Here is a 12,600-nt window from a genome sequence, read left to right on the forward strand (position 1 = left end):
TCACGCTTCGGACCGCCTTCTTCACGAATCCCATGTCACTACAGGGACGTCGGAAGGAGGTGAATACATGTCCCATTCGGAATCACCGCAGCGCGGATGGCCGGAATTCGTCGCAGCCCACAATCGGGGCGGGGTTCTCGAGGCCACCGTCGTGCAGATCGTGCCGTTCGGCGCGTTCTTGGAGGTCGCTCCGGGCATCCACGGATTGCTGCACCGAACCGAGTGGTCCACCGAACCGCAGGTCGGTGCCACTCTGACGGTGCGCGTTCTCGATATCGATACCGAGAAGCAGCGGGTCGCCTTGGCGCACGCTGAATAGCGCTCGGCACGGGCGTGCCGGGGCAGACTCCACCTGCCCCGGCACGATCCCAAGACTATCCGGCCGGCGAAGCGCTCGCGGTGGATCGGCCCCGCGGTCCCGTCGGTCGCGATCGGGTCCACGATGCCGCGTGGGTCCGCATCCGGCTGTCCAGTTCGCCGAGGGCTGGTTCGAGCGATTCGCGGCCTCGATCGCCGTCCCGCGACATCCGGCACAGCCTGCACCGGATCGGTGGGGCGAGACAGCCGGGAACCGGCTCCGGCGGGAATAGGATGATGTTGTCACCGTGCGGTCGGGATGTCCGCTTCGATCGCCGAGATCACGGTGAGACGCTGCAGGTAGGAGCATACTGACGCGATGGAAGGACCCGGCGACCGAATCGTGGACACGGCCGAAGGCGCGGTAGCCAGGGTGGTCGGCGCCGGGGCCCCGCAGGCCACCGGAAGCTTCCGGTTCTGGTTCGCCGATCAGCGGTGGGAGTGGTCGGACGAGGTCGCGGCGATGCACGGCTACGAGCCCGACGCGGTGACTCCGACGACCGAGTTGCTGCTCGCGCACAAGCACCCCGAGGACCGGGATCATGTCGCCGAGGCGATCGAGAAGTCGGTGCGCAACGCCGAACCGTTCTGCAGCCGTCATCGCATCATCGACACCGCCGGAGTGCCGCACCACGTGCTGGTGCTGGGCGACACCATGACCGACAAGAACGGCACCGTGGTCGGCACCGCGGGCTACTACGTCGACCTGACGGCAACCATCGCCGAGGAACGCCAGGACCTGCTCGACGACACGCTGCCGCGGCTCGTCGAATCACGCGCGGTGATCGAGCAGGCCAAAGGCGTGCTGATGCGGGTCTACCGGATCAACGCCGACCAGGCGTTCCACGTGTTGCAGTGGCGTTCCCAGGAGACCAACGTCAAATTGCGCGACCTGGCCGCACAGCTGATCGCCGAGATCGACCGCTTGCCCCCGGCTCCGCCCGCGGTGCAGACCTCCTTCGACCACATGCTGCTCACGTTGCACGAGCGTGTGCCGAAGTCGTGAGGCCCTACGGCGCCGATCGGCCCTCTGCGCCGCGCAGCACGGCGCCGACCCCGTCGCGCAGGCCTGCCGCCGCGTCGACCAGGACGATCTCGGCCCCGATCGCCACGGCGGCCACCGGAAGGGCCTCGTCGGCGCGGCGCATCTCACCGGCCGAGCCGTTCGTGGCCGGGCCGATCAGGGGGTTCGGAGCGGATCCCGCCAGCACCGAACGGTCGCCCAGTGCCGCGCGGTCGAGCAGCAGCCGCTCCACGGTGGCGGCGCGCAACGCGCTCGTGGTCGCGGCCAGCCCGGCCACCGCCAGGCCGTCCGGACGCTCGATCTCGGCGGCGAAGCGGTCGAGGAGCCTGCGGCGCCGCTGCGCCGCCACCCGGTGCAGGATCGCGCGGACTTCCGCGTCGAGCGCCTCGGGGTCCGAACCCGGTGTCAGCGTGCCGGATTCGGCGTCGACGACGTCCCTGCCCTTCGCTTCGAACACCGCCCGCAGCTCCGCACGAGCCCGGGCTTCTCCGGCGAGCACGACGACCTCCGCGTGCACGGTCTCGGCCAGCCGGTCCAGCTCGCCGGCGAACTCGAGGACGTTGCGTCGCGTCGTGTCCTCGATCCGCTGCCGGATCGTGCGGTGCGACCAGTCGTCGCGCCGAGGCTGTAGCACCGGATGGCCGGCGCTGGGGAGGGTTTGCGTCGCTTCGCTGCTGTGGCCGTCGAGTGAGTACAGCTCCGAGCCCACCCGGCCGACAAGGGCGACGACATGGGGTACTTTCTCCGCTTGCGCTTCGATCAGGGGCAGCAGGTAGGGCAAGGGCGACACCCGGACGGTCTCGGTGTCGGGCGGGCTCGGCAGGCGTTCGTCGGCGAGCACCTCGGTCTCGTCGGCGATGAGCAGCCTGCCGCACCGCCCTGGCGCCGGCGGATGCAGTTCGATCGCCTGCGCGAGCAACCGCCGGATGCGCGGCCGGGCTCCGCTGCGGTCCAGTTCGGCGTCGATCGAGCGCCAGTGCAGCTCGGTGTCGCGGGCCGCGTCTTCGGTGTCGTGGGAACTGTCGAAGCAGACCGAGGCGAAAGGCCCGCGCTTCCGAATTATCCGGCGTAGGTCGGCCATCATTCACCTGGATCTCCCTGGCCACGAACGCCCGCGCCGGGGGTGTCGCCACCATCGGCGCCCACCCGCGCCGCGGGCCTCGGCGCCTGGGTGACTTCGTCGTGTGTGCCGACGGCTTCGGTTCGGTGAACCACAGTCGGCGGGTACCCGGGCGTGTCGAGGCGAATCAGCGGACGCAGGTGCGCCGGCGCGGCGTGTTCCGCGTGCGTGCGGACTGTCGCACGAGTTGTGGAACCGCGCTCCGCGGCGGTGCGCCCGCGCGTCCGAGGCCGCTCGGGCGGGTGAGGGCGAGAAGCGGGCTGCGTGTGTTTCACCACCCGGCGCTTTTTCGGTTTCGTGTAAGAAAGCCGGTCGATCCGCTATTTCCACTGTTCAGCGCCGTAAAAATATAAACAAGCGACCGCTTGGTGTCCGGATCGTAAACCGAAAAGAGCGGTTTGTTCCAGGTTTCCTGTGGTAAGTGTTGGATGTATCGGATCGACAGCGCGGTCATCCGATAAAAGGGGCGAGGAACCCGCGCTGCTCGATGTTCAGCCGATTCGACGCGCTTTGCCGCGAAACCACCGGCGCGCACGAACACGAGGGCTCTCCGCAAGTATGTGCACGGCGACGTGCACCAGCGCAGAGGAACGTCATCGTGATCGAGAAACCCGAAGCGCCCGTCGCGGACGATGAAGAACGAGATCGGATCGTATGGCCCGACCCCAGCCCGCTGAGCAGTTGGTGGGCCGAAGTCATGGCGCATCGCCGGATCACCCGGCCGCACGCCTCGACCGCCGATCCGCGGCACAACTGACGAGCCGCAGGATCGCGGATCCGCAAGGCGCGGAAGGCCGGCCGCCGCGGGCCGGCCCTCCACGGTATCGCCGACGGTGCGTAATTACGGGCGGTGAGCGGTTTTACACGCTGCGCGCGATAAGGGTTGCGCAGATGTTTCCGCGCCATAGCCGAACACACGTGGTGATGACGAATCCAGTTCGTGCCGTGAACAGCGGCCGCGCCGAGTTCACCGAAAACTCCGGGCATTTACGCAACATTCACATATTGCGGCATGCGAAATCGAAGACTCGTTTCGAGTTCCGCTCGACTTCCCGAGAAGGTTGCGACTCGTCTCGCCCATGATCGCCCCGCGAATTCCGGGGCAGGTCCGTCCTGCGATTCGCATGGTTGCCGCACGGTTCCCGCCGCCGCGTAGCGCTGGCCCCGGCCGTCTCCGGCGTGTGGACCGAGCCGATTCCGATCAGCGCGGCGACGGTGTGGGCCGCGCTGCGTGACCTGCCCCGGCAGCCGGTGATCGAATCCAGCAGTGGCGTGCTGGACTTCTCGGTCAGTGAGGGCGCCCACGTGGGCCGGGTGGCGCACGAGAAGTGGGTGGGCTTGCTGAGTGTGGACCAGATCTGGGATCCCTCGACCAACACCGAACCCGTGATGATCTACGGGTGCGGCCGGGCCACCGCGAACGACGATCCGCGGTGTCGTCCCTATCCGCTCGGTGGCGGCTGACCGGCTTCGACGCGCGCCCGCTCGGGTGTCGCGCTGAGTGGCTCGGCCAATTCCTCCAGCGAGCGCCCTTCGGCCCGCACCCCATAGGCCAGTTCCACCAGGCCGGCCGCGAACATGGCGAGCGCGCCGATGGTGAACGCCAGGGCTGTCTTGCCCGGCTCGCCGTCCGCGGTCAGCCCGGCGAACACCAACGGTCCCGCGACGCCGCCCGCGACGGTCCCGATCGCGTAGAAGAACGCGATGGCCATGGCGCGGGTCTCCATCGGAAAGATCTCGCTGACGGTCAGATACGCCGCGCTGGCGCCGCACGATGCGACGAACAGCACCGCGGTCCAGCAGGCGGTGAGCGTCGTCGCGGTCAGGTGGCCCGCCGCGAAAAGCCATGCGGTGGCGAGCAACAGCACGGCCGAACCGAGGTAACTGCCCGCGATCATCGGCTTGCGCCCGATCGTGTCGAACAGCCTGCCCAGCAGTAGCGGGCCGAGGAAGTTGCCGAAACAGAGGATCGCGAAGTAATAGCCGACCCGGTCGTCCTGGATGCCGAACGATCTGGACAGGATGAGCGCGTAGTTGAACGTGATGGCGTTGTAGAGGAACGCCTGCCCGATGAACAGCGCCAACCCGAGCACGCTGCGCCGGGGATAGTGCCGCACCATCACCGCCGCGATCTCCCGGAAGGAGATGCTCCGCCGCTGCCGGATCCGGATCCGATGCTCGGAGACGTCGGCGAGCGCGGCGCCCGTGTCGTCCCGCACGCGCGCCTCGATCGCGGTGACCGACCGCTGCGCGTCGTCCTCGTGACCATGGATGAACTGCCAGCGCGGACTCTCCGGCACATGCCTGCGCACCAGCAGGATGATCACGCCGAACACGGCACCGAGCGCGAAGGTCAAGCGCCAGCCCACGTTCGGCGGGAACAGATCCGTGTTCAGCGCGACGATGGACAGTAACGCGCCGCCGACCGCGCCGAGCCAATAGGTGCCGTTGATGACGATGTCGATGCGTCCGCGGTACTGCTTGGGGATCAGCTCGTCGATCGCGGAGTTGATCGCCGCGTATTCGCCGCCGATGCCGAAGCCGGTGAGGAAGCGGAACAAGACGAACCACCACATCGAGAACGACAACGCCGTCATGGCGGTCGCGAAAAGGTAGACCGCCAGCGTGACCAAGAAGAGTTTCTTGCGGCCGAACCTGTCGGTCAGCCAACCGAAGAAGAGGGCGCCCGAGCCCGCGCCCGCCACGTACATCGCCGCCGCGACACCGGACACCTGTGCGGCCGTGATGGCCAGGCCGCTGCCCGGTTGCGACAGCCGGGCGGCCACGCTGCCGACGACGGTCACTTCCAGCCCGTCGAGGATCCACACCGACCCCAGTCCGATCACGATCATCCAATGCCACCGCGACCAGGGCAGGCGATCCAGCCTGGCCGGGATGTCGGTCGATATGGTCCGCACGGGTCACCACCTTCGCAAGCTGACGGTCGGATACCCCGGGCCGCGGCGGCCAACCGTGCCGGTGGGCTAGGCTCGGACGCGAGTGAAACGTGTTCTAGAAAGTGGCCTGCCGATGAAGAGCATTTTTGCGCTGTGGGGCGTTGGTGACCTGCTCGCGGCGGACTTCGCGCCACGCTTGGCCGGGGCCGCCGCGGTGCAGGCGAACATTTCCGACGCGGCGGTCGAGACGGCGATGCTCCGCCTCACGACGTTCGACACGCCGGTGCAGGCCGTCGTCGGCATCTGGTGGACCGACGGGCCGCGCGTGGAGGATGCCGAACGGGTGCTGAGCGCGGTGGCCGAGCGGGTGGAAGGCTGGCATGTCGAGGAGGCGACGCCGATCCCGCCGCCGGTCACCGCCGTGCTCGAGCGTGCGCCGGGCCTGTCGAACGTCGCTTTCCTGCGCAAGCCGGCCGATCTGTCGCATGCCGCGTGGCTGGATCGCTGGCGCAACCACCACACCGCCGTCGCCATCGAGACCCAGGCGACCTTCGGCTACGTGCAGAACGTCGTGACCGGGCCGGCCACGGCCGGTGCGCCGGACATCGCCGGGATCGTGGAGGAGCTGTTCCCCATCGAGGCGCTGACCGATCCGCACGCGTTCTACGGCAGCGGTGGTGACGGGGCGGAACTGGCGCGCCGCATCGACCGTCTGATGGGCAGCGTCGCGACGTTCGGCGGCGACCGGAACCTGGATGTCGTTCCCACCAGCCGGTATCGGTTGCGCTGAGCGGGTCAGTGGCCGGAGCGGCCCGCCGATTCGCGCAGCGCGACGCGCGCGGCGCGGACGGCGGGATGCTCGCCCGCGCCGCGCCGATAGGCGAGGTGCGTGCGCCGTCGCATCGGCAGGGCACCGAGAGTGACGCCCGGTGGGCAATCCCGCGTCCCGAATTCCGGGACCAAGGCGACGCCTTGACCCGCGGCCACGAGCGCGAGGACCGTGCCGAAGTCGTCGGCGTGATGCCGGATCCGGGGCGTGAAGCCAGCCGCCTCACAAGCGCGCACCGTCATCGTGTGGCACAGCGTACCGGGAGTGCCTGCGATCCAAGGGCTTTCACGGTGCGCGGCGAGCGGTTCGGCGGTGCGCGCGGCGAGATGGACGATCTCCTCGAACAGCGGCTCGCTCCGCAAGGCGGGATCCGCGGGCACCGGCGCGTAGTCGTACTCCTGGATCAGCGCGACATCCAGGGTCTCGGCGCGCAACGCGTCGGGCGCAAGCGCCGGATCCAGTTCGGTCACGCGCAACTCCAGCCGGGGATGCGCACGGCTCAGTGCGACGAGCGCGGGGGAGAGGATGGTCCGCACCGCGGTGGGAAACGCCCCGATGCGCAGGGTTCCGGTGAGTTCGGTGCGGATCGCGGCGAGCTCGGCGGTCGCCTGCTCCAGCACCGCGAGAACCCGCTCGGTGTGTTCGACGAGGGCCACGGCCGCCGGAGTCAGCGTCACTCGTCGGCCGGTGCGCGTCAGCAGTGGCACGCCCGCTTCCCGCTCCAGTGCGGCGAGTTGCTGGGAGACCGCCGAGGGGGTGTAGGCGAGGGCCTCCGCGACCGCCGCGATGGTTTCGCGGTGCGCCAGTTCCCGCAGCAGGCGGAGTTTGCGGACGTCGAGCATAAGTTGACCTTATGGTCAGCGGCAGAAATGTGAACTGGATCTGATGATTTCGAGGGGCCAGGCTGATCGTCATGACACTCGCCGGTCTTTTCGTCCCTCTGGTAACCCCGTTCACGGCCGACGGCGCGCTCGCCGCCGACGCGCTGGAGCGGCTGGCCCGCGAGGTGCTCGACGACGGCGCGACGGGCATCGTCGCGCTCGGCACCACCGGGGAACCCGCGACCCTGACCGCCGCCGAGCGGGCGGAAGTGATCGCCGTCTGCGCGCGCGTCTGCCGGGAACGCGACGCGCCGCTGATCGTCGGCGCCGGATCGAACTCGACGGCGGCTTCCGTCGAAGCCCTCGCCGGTCTCGATCCACGCGGCGCGGCGGCGCTGACCGTGGTCCCGTACTACACGCGACCTTCCGAGGCGGGCGTGCTCGCCCATTTCCGCGAACTCGCGGCCGCCTCTCCCGTGCCGCTGATCATCTACCACATCCCCTATCGGACCGGACTTTCCCTCGGAACCGCGACCCTGCTGGCGCTGGCCGGCCTGCCCAATGTCGTGGGTCTGAAGCACGCCGTCGGCGCCGTCGACGAGGCCACCGTCGCGCTGATGGCCGCGCGGCCCGCGGAGTTCGCCGTGCTGGCGGGTGACGATGTGTTCGCCGCGCCGCTGCTGGCTCTCGGCGCTTCGGGCGCGATCGCGGCCTCGGCCGCCGTGCACACGTCGTCGTTCGCGCGGATGGTCGGCGCGTGGCGCACCGGTCCGGTCGATGTGGCCCGGTCACTCGGTCACCGGCTCGCGGTTTTGTCGGCCGCGCTGTTCGCCGAACCCAATCCCGCGGTGATCAAGGCGGTGCTCGCGGCGCAGGGCCGCATCCCGAGTCCTGCGGTACGGTTGCCGTTGCTGCCCGCGAGCGAGACCGCCACCCGGGCGGCGTTGTCCGCGCTGGCGGAATTTTCCGGCGTGGGGAATCGGCAATGACTGGTATTGCGGCCGGGAAGGTGCCACGCTTAAGCGGTGACACAACCTCCGGATACCCAGGCGGCTGGGCCCGACCCGACGACCGACAAACTCGACGCGGCCGTCTTCAGGGTCGCCGGCGTCGTGGTGCTCGGCGCGATCATGTCGATTCTCGACATCACCGTCGTCAGCGTCGCGATCCCGACCTTCCAGCGCGAGTTCGACACGAGCTACGCCATCGCGGCGTGGACCATGACCGGGTACACGCTGGCGCTGGCCACCGTGATCCCGCTGACCGGATGGGCGGCCGACCGCTTCGGCACCAAGCGGCTGTACATCATGGCCCTGACGTTCTTCGTGCTCGGCTCCTTGCTGTGCAGCACGGCCTGGAACATCGAATCGCTGATCGCGTTCCGCGTGATCCAGGGCCTCGGCGGCGGCATGCTGATGCCGCTGGGCATGACGATCATGACCCACGCGGCCGGCCCGCAGCGGGTCGGACGGGTCATGGCGGTGCTCGGCGTACCGATGCTGCTCGGCCCGATCGGCGGGCCGATCCTGGGTGGCTGGCTGATCGAGAACTTCAGCTGGCACTGGATCTTCTTGATCAACCTGCCGATCGGCGTGATCGCCTTGACGCTGGCGTTCATCGTGCTGCCCAGCGACAAGCCGGAGCCGTCCGAGTCGTTCGACTTCATCGGCATGCTGCTGGCCTCACCCGGCCTGGCGCTGTTCCTGTTCGGCGTCTCCTCCATCCCGGAGCAGGGGACCGTGCTCGCGGCGCGGGTGCTGATCCCGGCCGCCATCGGCGCGCTGCTGATGGTCGCGTTCGTGTTCCACGCGCTGCGCACCGAGCACCCGCTGATCGATCTGCACCTGTTCCGCAACCGCGCGCTCACCTTCGCGGTGCTCACGATGGTGCTGTTCGCCATCGCGTTCTTCGGAGCGGGCCTGCTGCTGCCGACCTACTTGCAACAGGTGCGCGGTGAGTCGGCGCTGCAAGCCGGTCTGCTGATCGCGCCGCAGGGCATCGGCGCGATGCTCAGCATGCCGATCGCGGGCCGTTTCGTGGACAAGATCGGCCCTGGCAAGATCGTGCTGGTCGGTATCACACTGATCTCGATCGGGACGGCCTACTTCGTCCAGCTCGACGCGGACAGCTCGTATCTCCCCATGATCGGCGCGCTGTTCGTGATGGGCCTCGGCATGGGCTGCACCATGATGCCGATCATGACCGCGGCGATCCAGACCCTGACCCACCAGCAGGTGGCGCGCGGGTCGACGCTGATGAACATCGTCAACCAGACCGCGGGCTCCATCGGCACGGCGACGATGTCGGTGGTGCTGACCAACCTGCTGAACAACCAGCCGCTGGCGCGTCCGGCCATCGCGGCGAACTTCGATCCCAGCCTGGCGGGCCAGCTTCCGCCGGGGGCCGTCGAAACCGGTTTGCAGCAGGCCGCGGAAGCGTTCAGTCACACCTACGTGGTGGCGCTGGTGCTGATCGTGCTCACCTTGATCCCGGCGTCCTTCCTGCCGCGCACGAAGCCGAAGAACCCGGAGGCGGCCGACGCGGCGACGGTCGTGCACGCCTAGCGGTACTCGTCCCGGGATCGCCTGCCGATCCCGGGACCTACCGCTGTAGGGGTCGGGCGGATGCCGCCGCGGCCCCTATTTGTTGCCGTGGGCAAGGCCTGCGGTGGGCCGAGGCCGCGCCTCGTCGAGGAACGCCAGGACGGCCGGGCTCGCCACCGAGCGGAACTCGTCGAAGTACGCGTGCCGTGCGCCCTCGATCAGATGCAGTCGCGCGTCGGGGATGCGCTCGACCAGCAGGGGAGCGTTGGCGGCGGGATTGAAGCGGTCCTCCGTGCCGTGCACCACCAGAGTGGGAACCCGGATGTCCGGCAGCGCATCCCAGGCGTCGTGCTTGTTGCTCGCGTACAGATGCCTGCGCTTCGCATAGGCGGGCATGGCCGGGTCGCCGAGCGTGTTGTACGGGCCGGAGGTGCTCGCCAGCCGAGCTGGGGTGTACATCAATTCCAGCAGAGCCTGTCGTGCGGCCGCTGGGTCCCGCTGCGCGAGCGCCCTCCTGACTTCCGGACCCCGTTCGAAAGCGTGCTTCCCGCCGGGGGACGTGCAGCCGAGCACCAGGGTGTGCACCCGATCCGGATGGCGCGCGGCCAGCCACTGGGCCACCCGCCCGCCCATCGACGTGCCGTAGACGGCGGCCCGCCGTACGCCCGAGTCGTCGAGGACGGCGACCACGTCGTCGGCGAAACCCTCGGTGCTGTAGACCTCGTCGGGTTTGTCGCTGTCGCCGGTACCGCGCCAGTCGAGCGTGATGGTGCGATACCCGGTCTCGAAGTCCGCGCGGATGCCGTCCCACCAGTGATGGCTGTTGGCCTGCCCGGCGAGCAGTACCAGCGGGCTGCCCGTGCCCGTCACTTGATAGGCGAGGCGAACGCCGTCGGCCGCCGTTGCGTAGGGCACCTGTGCGAAATCCTTCCGTTCAGCGATCGCTGCGAAGCCCGTCGAAGACGATCTCCATGCCGCGCCGCCACGACGGCGAGCCGGTGGTCTCGCCGAGTAGCGACAGGGCCCACACCAAGTTGACGACATCCTCGTCGGTCGCGTCGGCGCGCAACGCGCCGGTATCCCGGACCCGCGTGAGCACCGCCGACAGGTGCGACATCCCACGATGGCAGGCCTGCGCCAGCTGAGCCGCCGCTGGATGATCCCCGGTGAACGCCTCGAGCAGTCCGCGGTCGGCGGTGAGCCTGCCGAGCAGGTCTTCCACGAATCCGGTGAATGCCGTCCACGCGTCGGGTTCGGCCGCCGCGCGGGCGGCGATCTCGTCCACCGCGGCCAGCCGGGGCGGCAGGAGGGCATCGATCAGGGTGTCGCGGGTGGGGAAGTGGTTGTACAGCGTCCCGATGCTGACGCAGGCGCGCCGCGCGATCTCCTCCAGCGAGCCGTCGAGGCCCTGTTCGGTGAACACCTCGGCCGCTGCCCGCAGCAAATTTTCGCGATTGCGAGCGGCGTCCCGGCGCAGCGGTTTGGTCACGCGATCATCCTACCGAATCTGAGGCAGGCCTCGACTTCGTGGTACGGTAATAAATCGAGGGGGGCCTCAAATTAAGGAGAACGCATGGCAGATCGGGGAACAGCAGTAATCGTCGGTGTCGGGCCCGGCCTGGGGATGTCGATGGCCCGGCGCTTCGGACGGGAAGGGTTCCGCGTCGCGCTGATCTCGCGCAGCGATGCACGGCACGCCGGATACCTCGCGGACCTGGCGGAGCGCGGGGTGGACGCGACCGCTCACGTCGCGGACGTCACCGACCGGTCGCGGCTCGGCGCGATACTCGGCGACATCCGCAGGGAGGGTCCGATCGGAATGGTCTATTACGGACCGGGCCCGACGCAGCAGCCCGTGCCGATCACCGACATCGACGCGGCGACGGCGCGATCGGCGTTCGAGTGGGTGTGGCCCGCGGTCGACGTGGTGAGCGACGTGTTGCCGGGCATGCTCGAGCGTGGGAAAGGCGCATTGCTCTTCGCCGGCGGGCTCTCCAGCGTCCGCCCGATGCCCATGCTCGGCCACCTCGCCCTCGCCGCCGCCGCACTGCGCAACTACGCGCTCACCCTGAACGCGGCATTGGCCGAGCGCGGTCTCTATGCGGGCACGCTCACCATCGGCGGCCTCGTCGAGCGCGGGGACATCCACGCGATGGTCACCGCCGACCCGGCGCGCTTCGGCAGTCCGGACGGCCACACGCTCGATCCGGACGACTTGGCGGAGACCGCGTGGGGCATGTACCGCACCCGCGACCGCGCCGAGACGATCTTCGACGCCTTCGGCGGGTGACGGCCGAGGTCAGCCGTACAGGGCGATGAAGCGGTCCAGGGAACGTTCGATATCGCCCTTGACGGCGCGGGCCACACCGGAACCGATCGGGCCGAACAGCGGCGCGCCGCCGAGTTCGATGTCGACGGTGACCTCCGAACCGGAGCCCTTCGGGGCGACGAGCAGTTGCAACCCCAGTTTGGTGCCGCCTTTGCCCGCGCCGGTGAGTTGCAGGCGGCTCGGCGGCTCGGCGGCGCGCACGGTCCAGGTCACCCGGTTGCGCAGGCCCTTCACCGAGGCGATGCCGACCAGCTGGGTGCCGACGGTCAATTCGGCGGGAACCTCGCCGCGCCACGCTTCGTGCATGGTCAGCCATTTGTCGAGTTCGGCGAGGTTGGAGGTGTGCGTCCAGGCCTCCTCGGGCGAGATCGGAACGTCGACCGAGACCTTCAGCTTTGCCATGGGCGCATGGTATCCGGCTGCGATGGTCGGCTCGGTCGCGAGGGCGGCGGGTTCGGGCGGCCTCGCGGCGCCCAGGTGAACGCAACCTTGCGGAATCGTATTCGGGCACCCGCCAATACATTTGTTGATGCGTCAGCGAACGCCCATTCCGCCTGCTCGGGCCTGCCGCCGCGGGCGTCGCCCTCCACTGCGCGGCCACCGCCGATTCCGGTGCTGGCCCGCCCCGCGGGCCGGTACGCAGGACAAATGGTCCACGGGTTGCACGGCAGCCCAACATT

Annotated in this window: 15 protein-coding genes; 8 read left to right on the forward strand and 7 right to left on the reverse strand. The window is 69.1% G+C overall.

Annotated features, from left to right (window positions below; translation table 11 throughout):
- Positions 1 to 67: 67 nt before the first annotated feature.
- On the forward strand, positions 68 to 319 hold the full coding sequence (locus ON21_RS35290; RefSeq protein WP_039805383.1) for a S1 RNA-binding domain-containing protein: 252 nt from the start codon (positions 68 to 70) through the stop codon (positions 317 to 319).
- 357 nt (positions 320 to 676) lie between these two features.
- Positions 677 to 1,363: a PAS and ANTAR domain-containing protein gene (locus ON21_RS35295; protein ID WP_051021810.1), complete on the forward strand. Its 687-nt coding sequence runs from the start codon at positions 677 to 679 to the stop codon at positions 1,361 to 1,363.
- Positions 1,364 to 1,367: 4 nt separating this feature from the next.
- Here the strand turns inward: ON21_RS35295 and ON21_RS36440 are convergent, their stop codons facing one another.
- Both ON21_RS36440 and ON21_RS39170 read right to left on the reverse strand, forming a co-directional pair.
- Positions 1,368 to 2,465 (reverse strand): Rv2629 family ribosome hibernation factor, encoded by a 1,098-nt coding sequence (locus tag ON21_RS36440; protein WP_051021811.1) that lies wholly within the window; start codon positions 2,463 to 2,465, stop codon positions 1,368 to 1,370.
- A gap of 307 nt (positions 2,466 to 2,772) precedes the next feature.
- On the reverse strand, positions 2,773 to 3,042 hold the full coding sequence (locus ON21_RS39170) for a hypothetical protein (protein ID WP_157171178.1): 270 nt from the start codon (positions 3,040 to 3,042) through the stop codon (positions 2,773 to 2,775).
- 57 nt (positions 3,043 to 3,099) lie between these two features.
- Between ON21_RS39170 and ON21_RS39175 the strand changes: the two genes are divergently transcribed.
- Together ON21_RS39175 and ON21_RS35310 are read left to right on the forward strand one after the other, a co-directional pair.
- Positions 3,100 to 3,258: a hypothetical protein gene (locus tag ON21_RS39175; protein WP_157171179.1), complete on the forward strand. Its 159-nt coding sequence runs from the start codon at positions 3,100 to 3,102 to the stop codon at positions 3,256 to 3,258.
- Between the two features lie 371 nt (positions 3,259 to 3,629).
- The gene (locus ON21_RS35310; protein ID WP_039805385.1) at positions 3,630 to 3,965 is read left to right on the forward strand and encodes a hypothetical protein; all 336 of its coding nucleotides are present in this window, start codon (positions 3,630 to 3,632) and stop codon (positions 3,963 to 3,965) included.
- On the opposite strand, the gene ON21_RS35315 is transcribed toward ON21_RS35310, so the two are convergent.
- Positions 3,944 to 5,419, reverse strand: coding sequence for an MFS transporter (locus ON21_RS35315; protein WP_051021812.1), 1,476 nt, complete (start codon positions 5,417 to 5,419; stop codon positions 3,944 to 3,946). The two genes, ON21_RS35310 and ON21_RS35315, sit on opposite strands and share 22 nt — an antisense overlap.
- Positions 5,420 to 5,531: 112 nt before the next feature.
- On the opposite strand from ON21_RS35315, the gene ON21_RS35320 reads away from it, so the two are divergent.
- Positions 5,532 to 6,188 carry an EthD domain-containing protein gene (locus tag ON21_RS35320; RefSeq protein WP_039805386.1) on the forward strand — a complete coding sequence of 219 codons (657 nt, stop codon included), beginning with the start codon at positions 5,532 to 5,534 and terminating at the stop codon, positions 6,186 to 6,188.
- 5 nt (positions 6,189 to 6,193) lie between these two features.
- On the opposite strand, the gene ON21_RS35325 is transcribed toward ON21_RS35320, so the two are convergent.
- Positions 6,194 to 7,069 (reverse strand): LysR family transcriptional regulator, encoded by an 876-nt coding sequence (locus ON21_RS35325; RefSeq protein WP_039805387.1) that lies wholly within the window; start codon positions 7,067 to 7,069, stop codon positions 6,194 to 6,196.
- 71 nt (positions 7,070 to 7,140) lie between these two features.
- On the opposite strand from ON21_RS35325, the gene dapA reads away from it, so the two are divergent.
- Positions 7,141 to 8,037: a 4-hydroxy-tetrahydrodipicolinate synthase gene (gene dapA / locus ON21_RS35330; RefSeq protein WP_039805388.1), complete on the forward strand. Its 897-nt coding sequence runs from the start codon at positions 7,141 to 7,143 to the stop codon at positions 8,035 to 8,037.
- Between the two features lie 36 nt (positions 8,038 to 8,073).
- Positions 8,074 to 9,612 carry a DHA2 family efflux MFS transporter permease subunit gene (locus tag ON21_RS35335; RefSeq protein ID WP_039805389.1) on the forward strand — a complete coding sequence of 513 codons (1,539 nt, stop codon included), beginning with the start codon at positions 8,074 to 8,076 and terminating at the stop codon, positions 9,610 to 9,612.
- Between the two features lie 75 nt (positions 9,613 to 9,687).
- On the opposite strand, the gene ON21_RS35340 is transcribed toward ON21_RS35335, so the two are convergent.
- Together ON21_RS35340 and ON21_RS35345 are read right to left on the reverse strand one after the other, a co-directional pair.
- Entirely contained in the window at positions 9,688 to 10,506 is an 819-nt protein-coding gene (locus tag ON21_RS35340; RefSeq protein WP_039805390.1) for an alpha/beta fold hydrolase, read from the reverse strand.
- A gap of 19 nt (positions 10,507 to 10,525) precedes the next feature.
- On the reverse strand, positions 10,526 to 11,080 hold the full coding sequence (locus ON21_RS35345; RefSeq protein WP_039805391.1) for a TetR/AcrR family transcriptional regulator: 555 nt from the start codon (positions 11,078 to 11,080) through the stop codon (positions 10,526 to 10,528).
- Between the two features lie 84 nt (positions 11,081 to 11,164).
- Between ON21_RS35345 and ON21_RS35350 the strand changes: the two genes are divergently transcribed.
- Positions 11,165 to 11,881 (forward strand): SDR family NAD(P)-dependent oxidoreductase, encoded by a 717-nt coding sequence (locus tag ON21_RS35350; RefSeq protein ID WP_039805392.1) that lies wholly within the window; start codon positions 11,165 to 11,167, stop codon positions 11,879 to 11,881.
- A 9-nt stretch (positions 11,882 to 11,890) separates the two neighbouring features.
- Here ON21_RS35350 and ON21_RS35355 read toward each other — a convergent pair whose 3' ends face one another.
- On the reverse strand, positions 11,891 to 12,322 hold the full coding sequence (locus ON21_RS35355) for a type II toxin-antitoxin system Rv0910 family toxin (protein WP_039805393.1): 432 nt from the start codon (positions 12,320 to 12,322) through the stop codon (positions 11,891 to 11,893).
- Between the last annotated feature and the right edge of the window lie 278 nt (positions 12,323 to 12,600).

The organism is Nocardia araoensis NBRC 100135, assembly GCF_000308435.1.
GTDB classification, from domain to species: domain Bacteria; phylum Actinomycetota; class Actinomycetes; order Mycobacteriales; family Mycobacteriaceae; genus Nocardia; species Nocardia araoensis.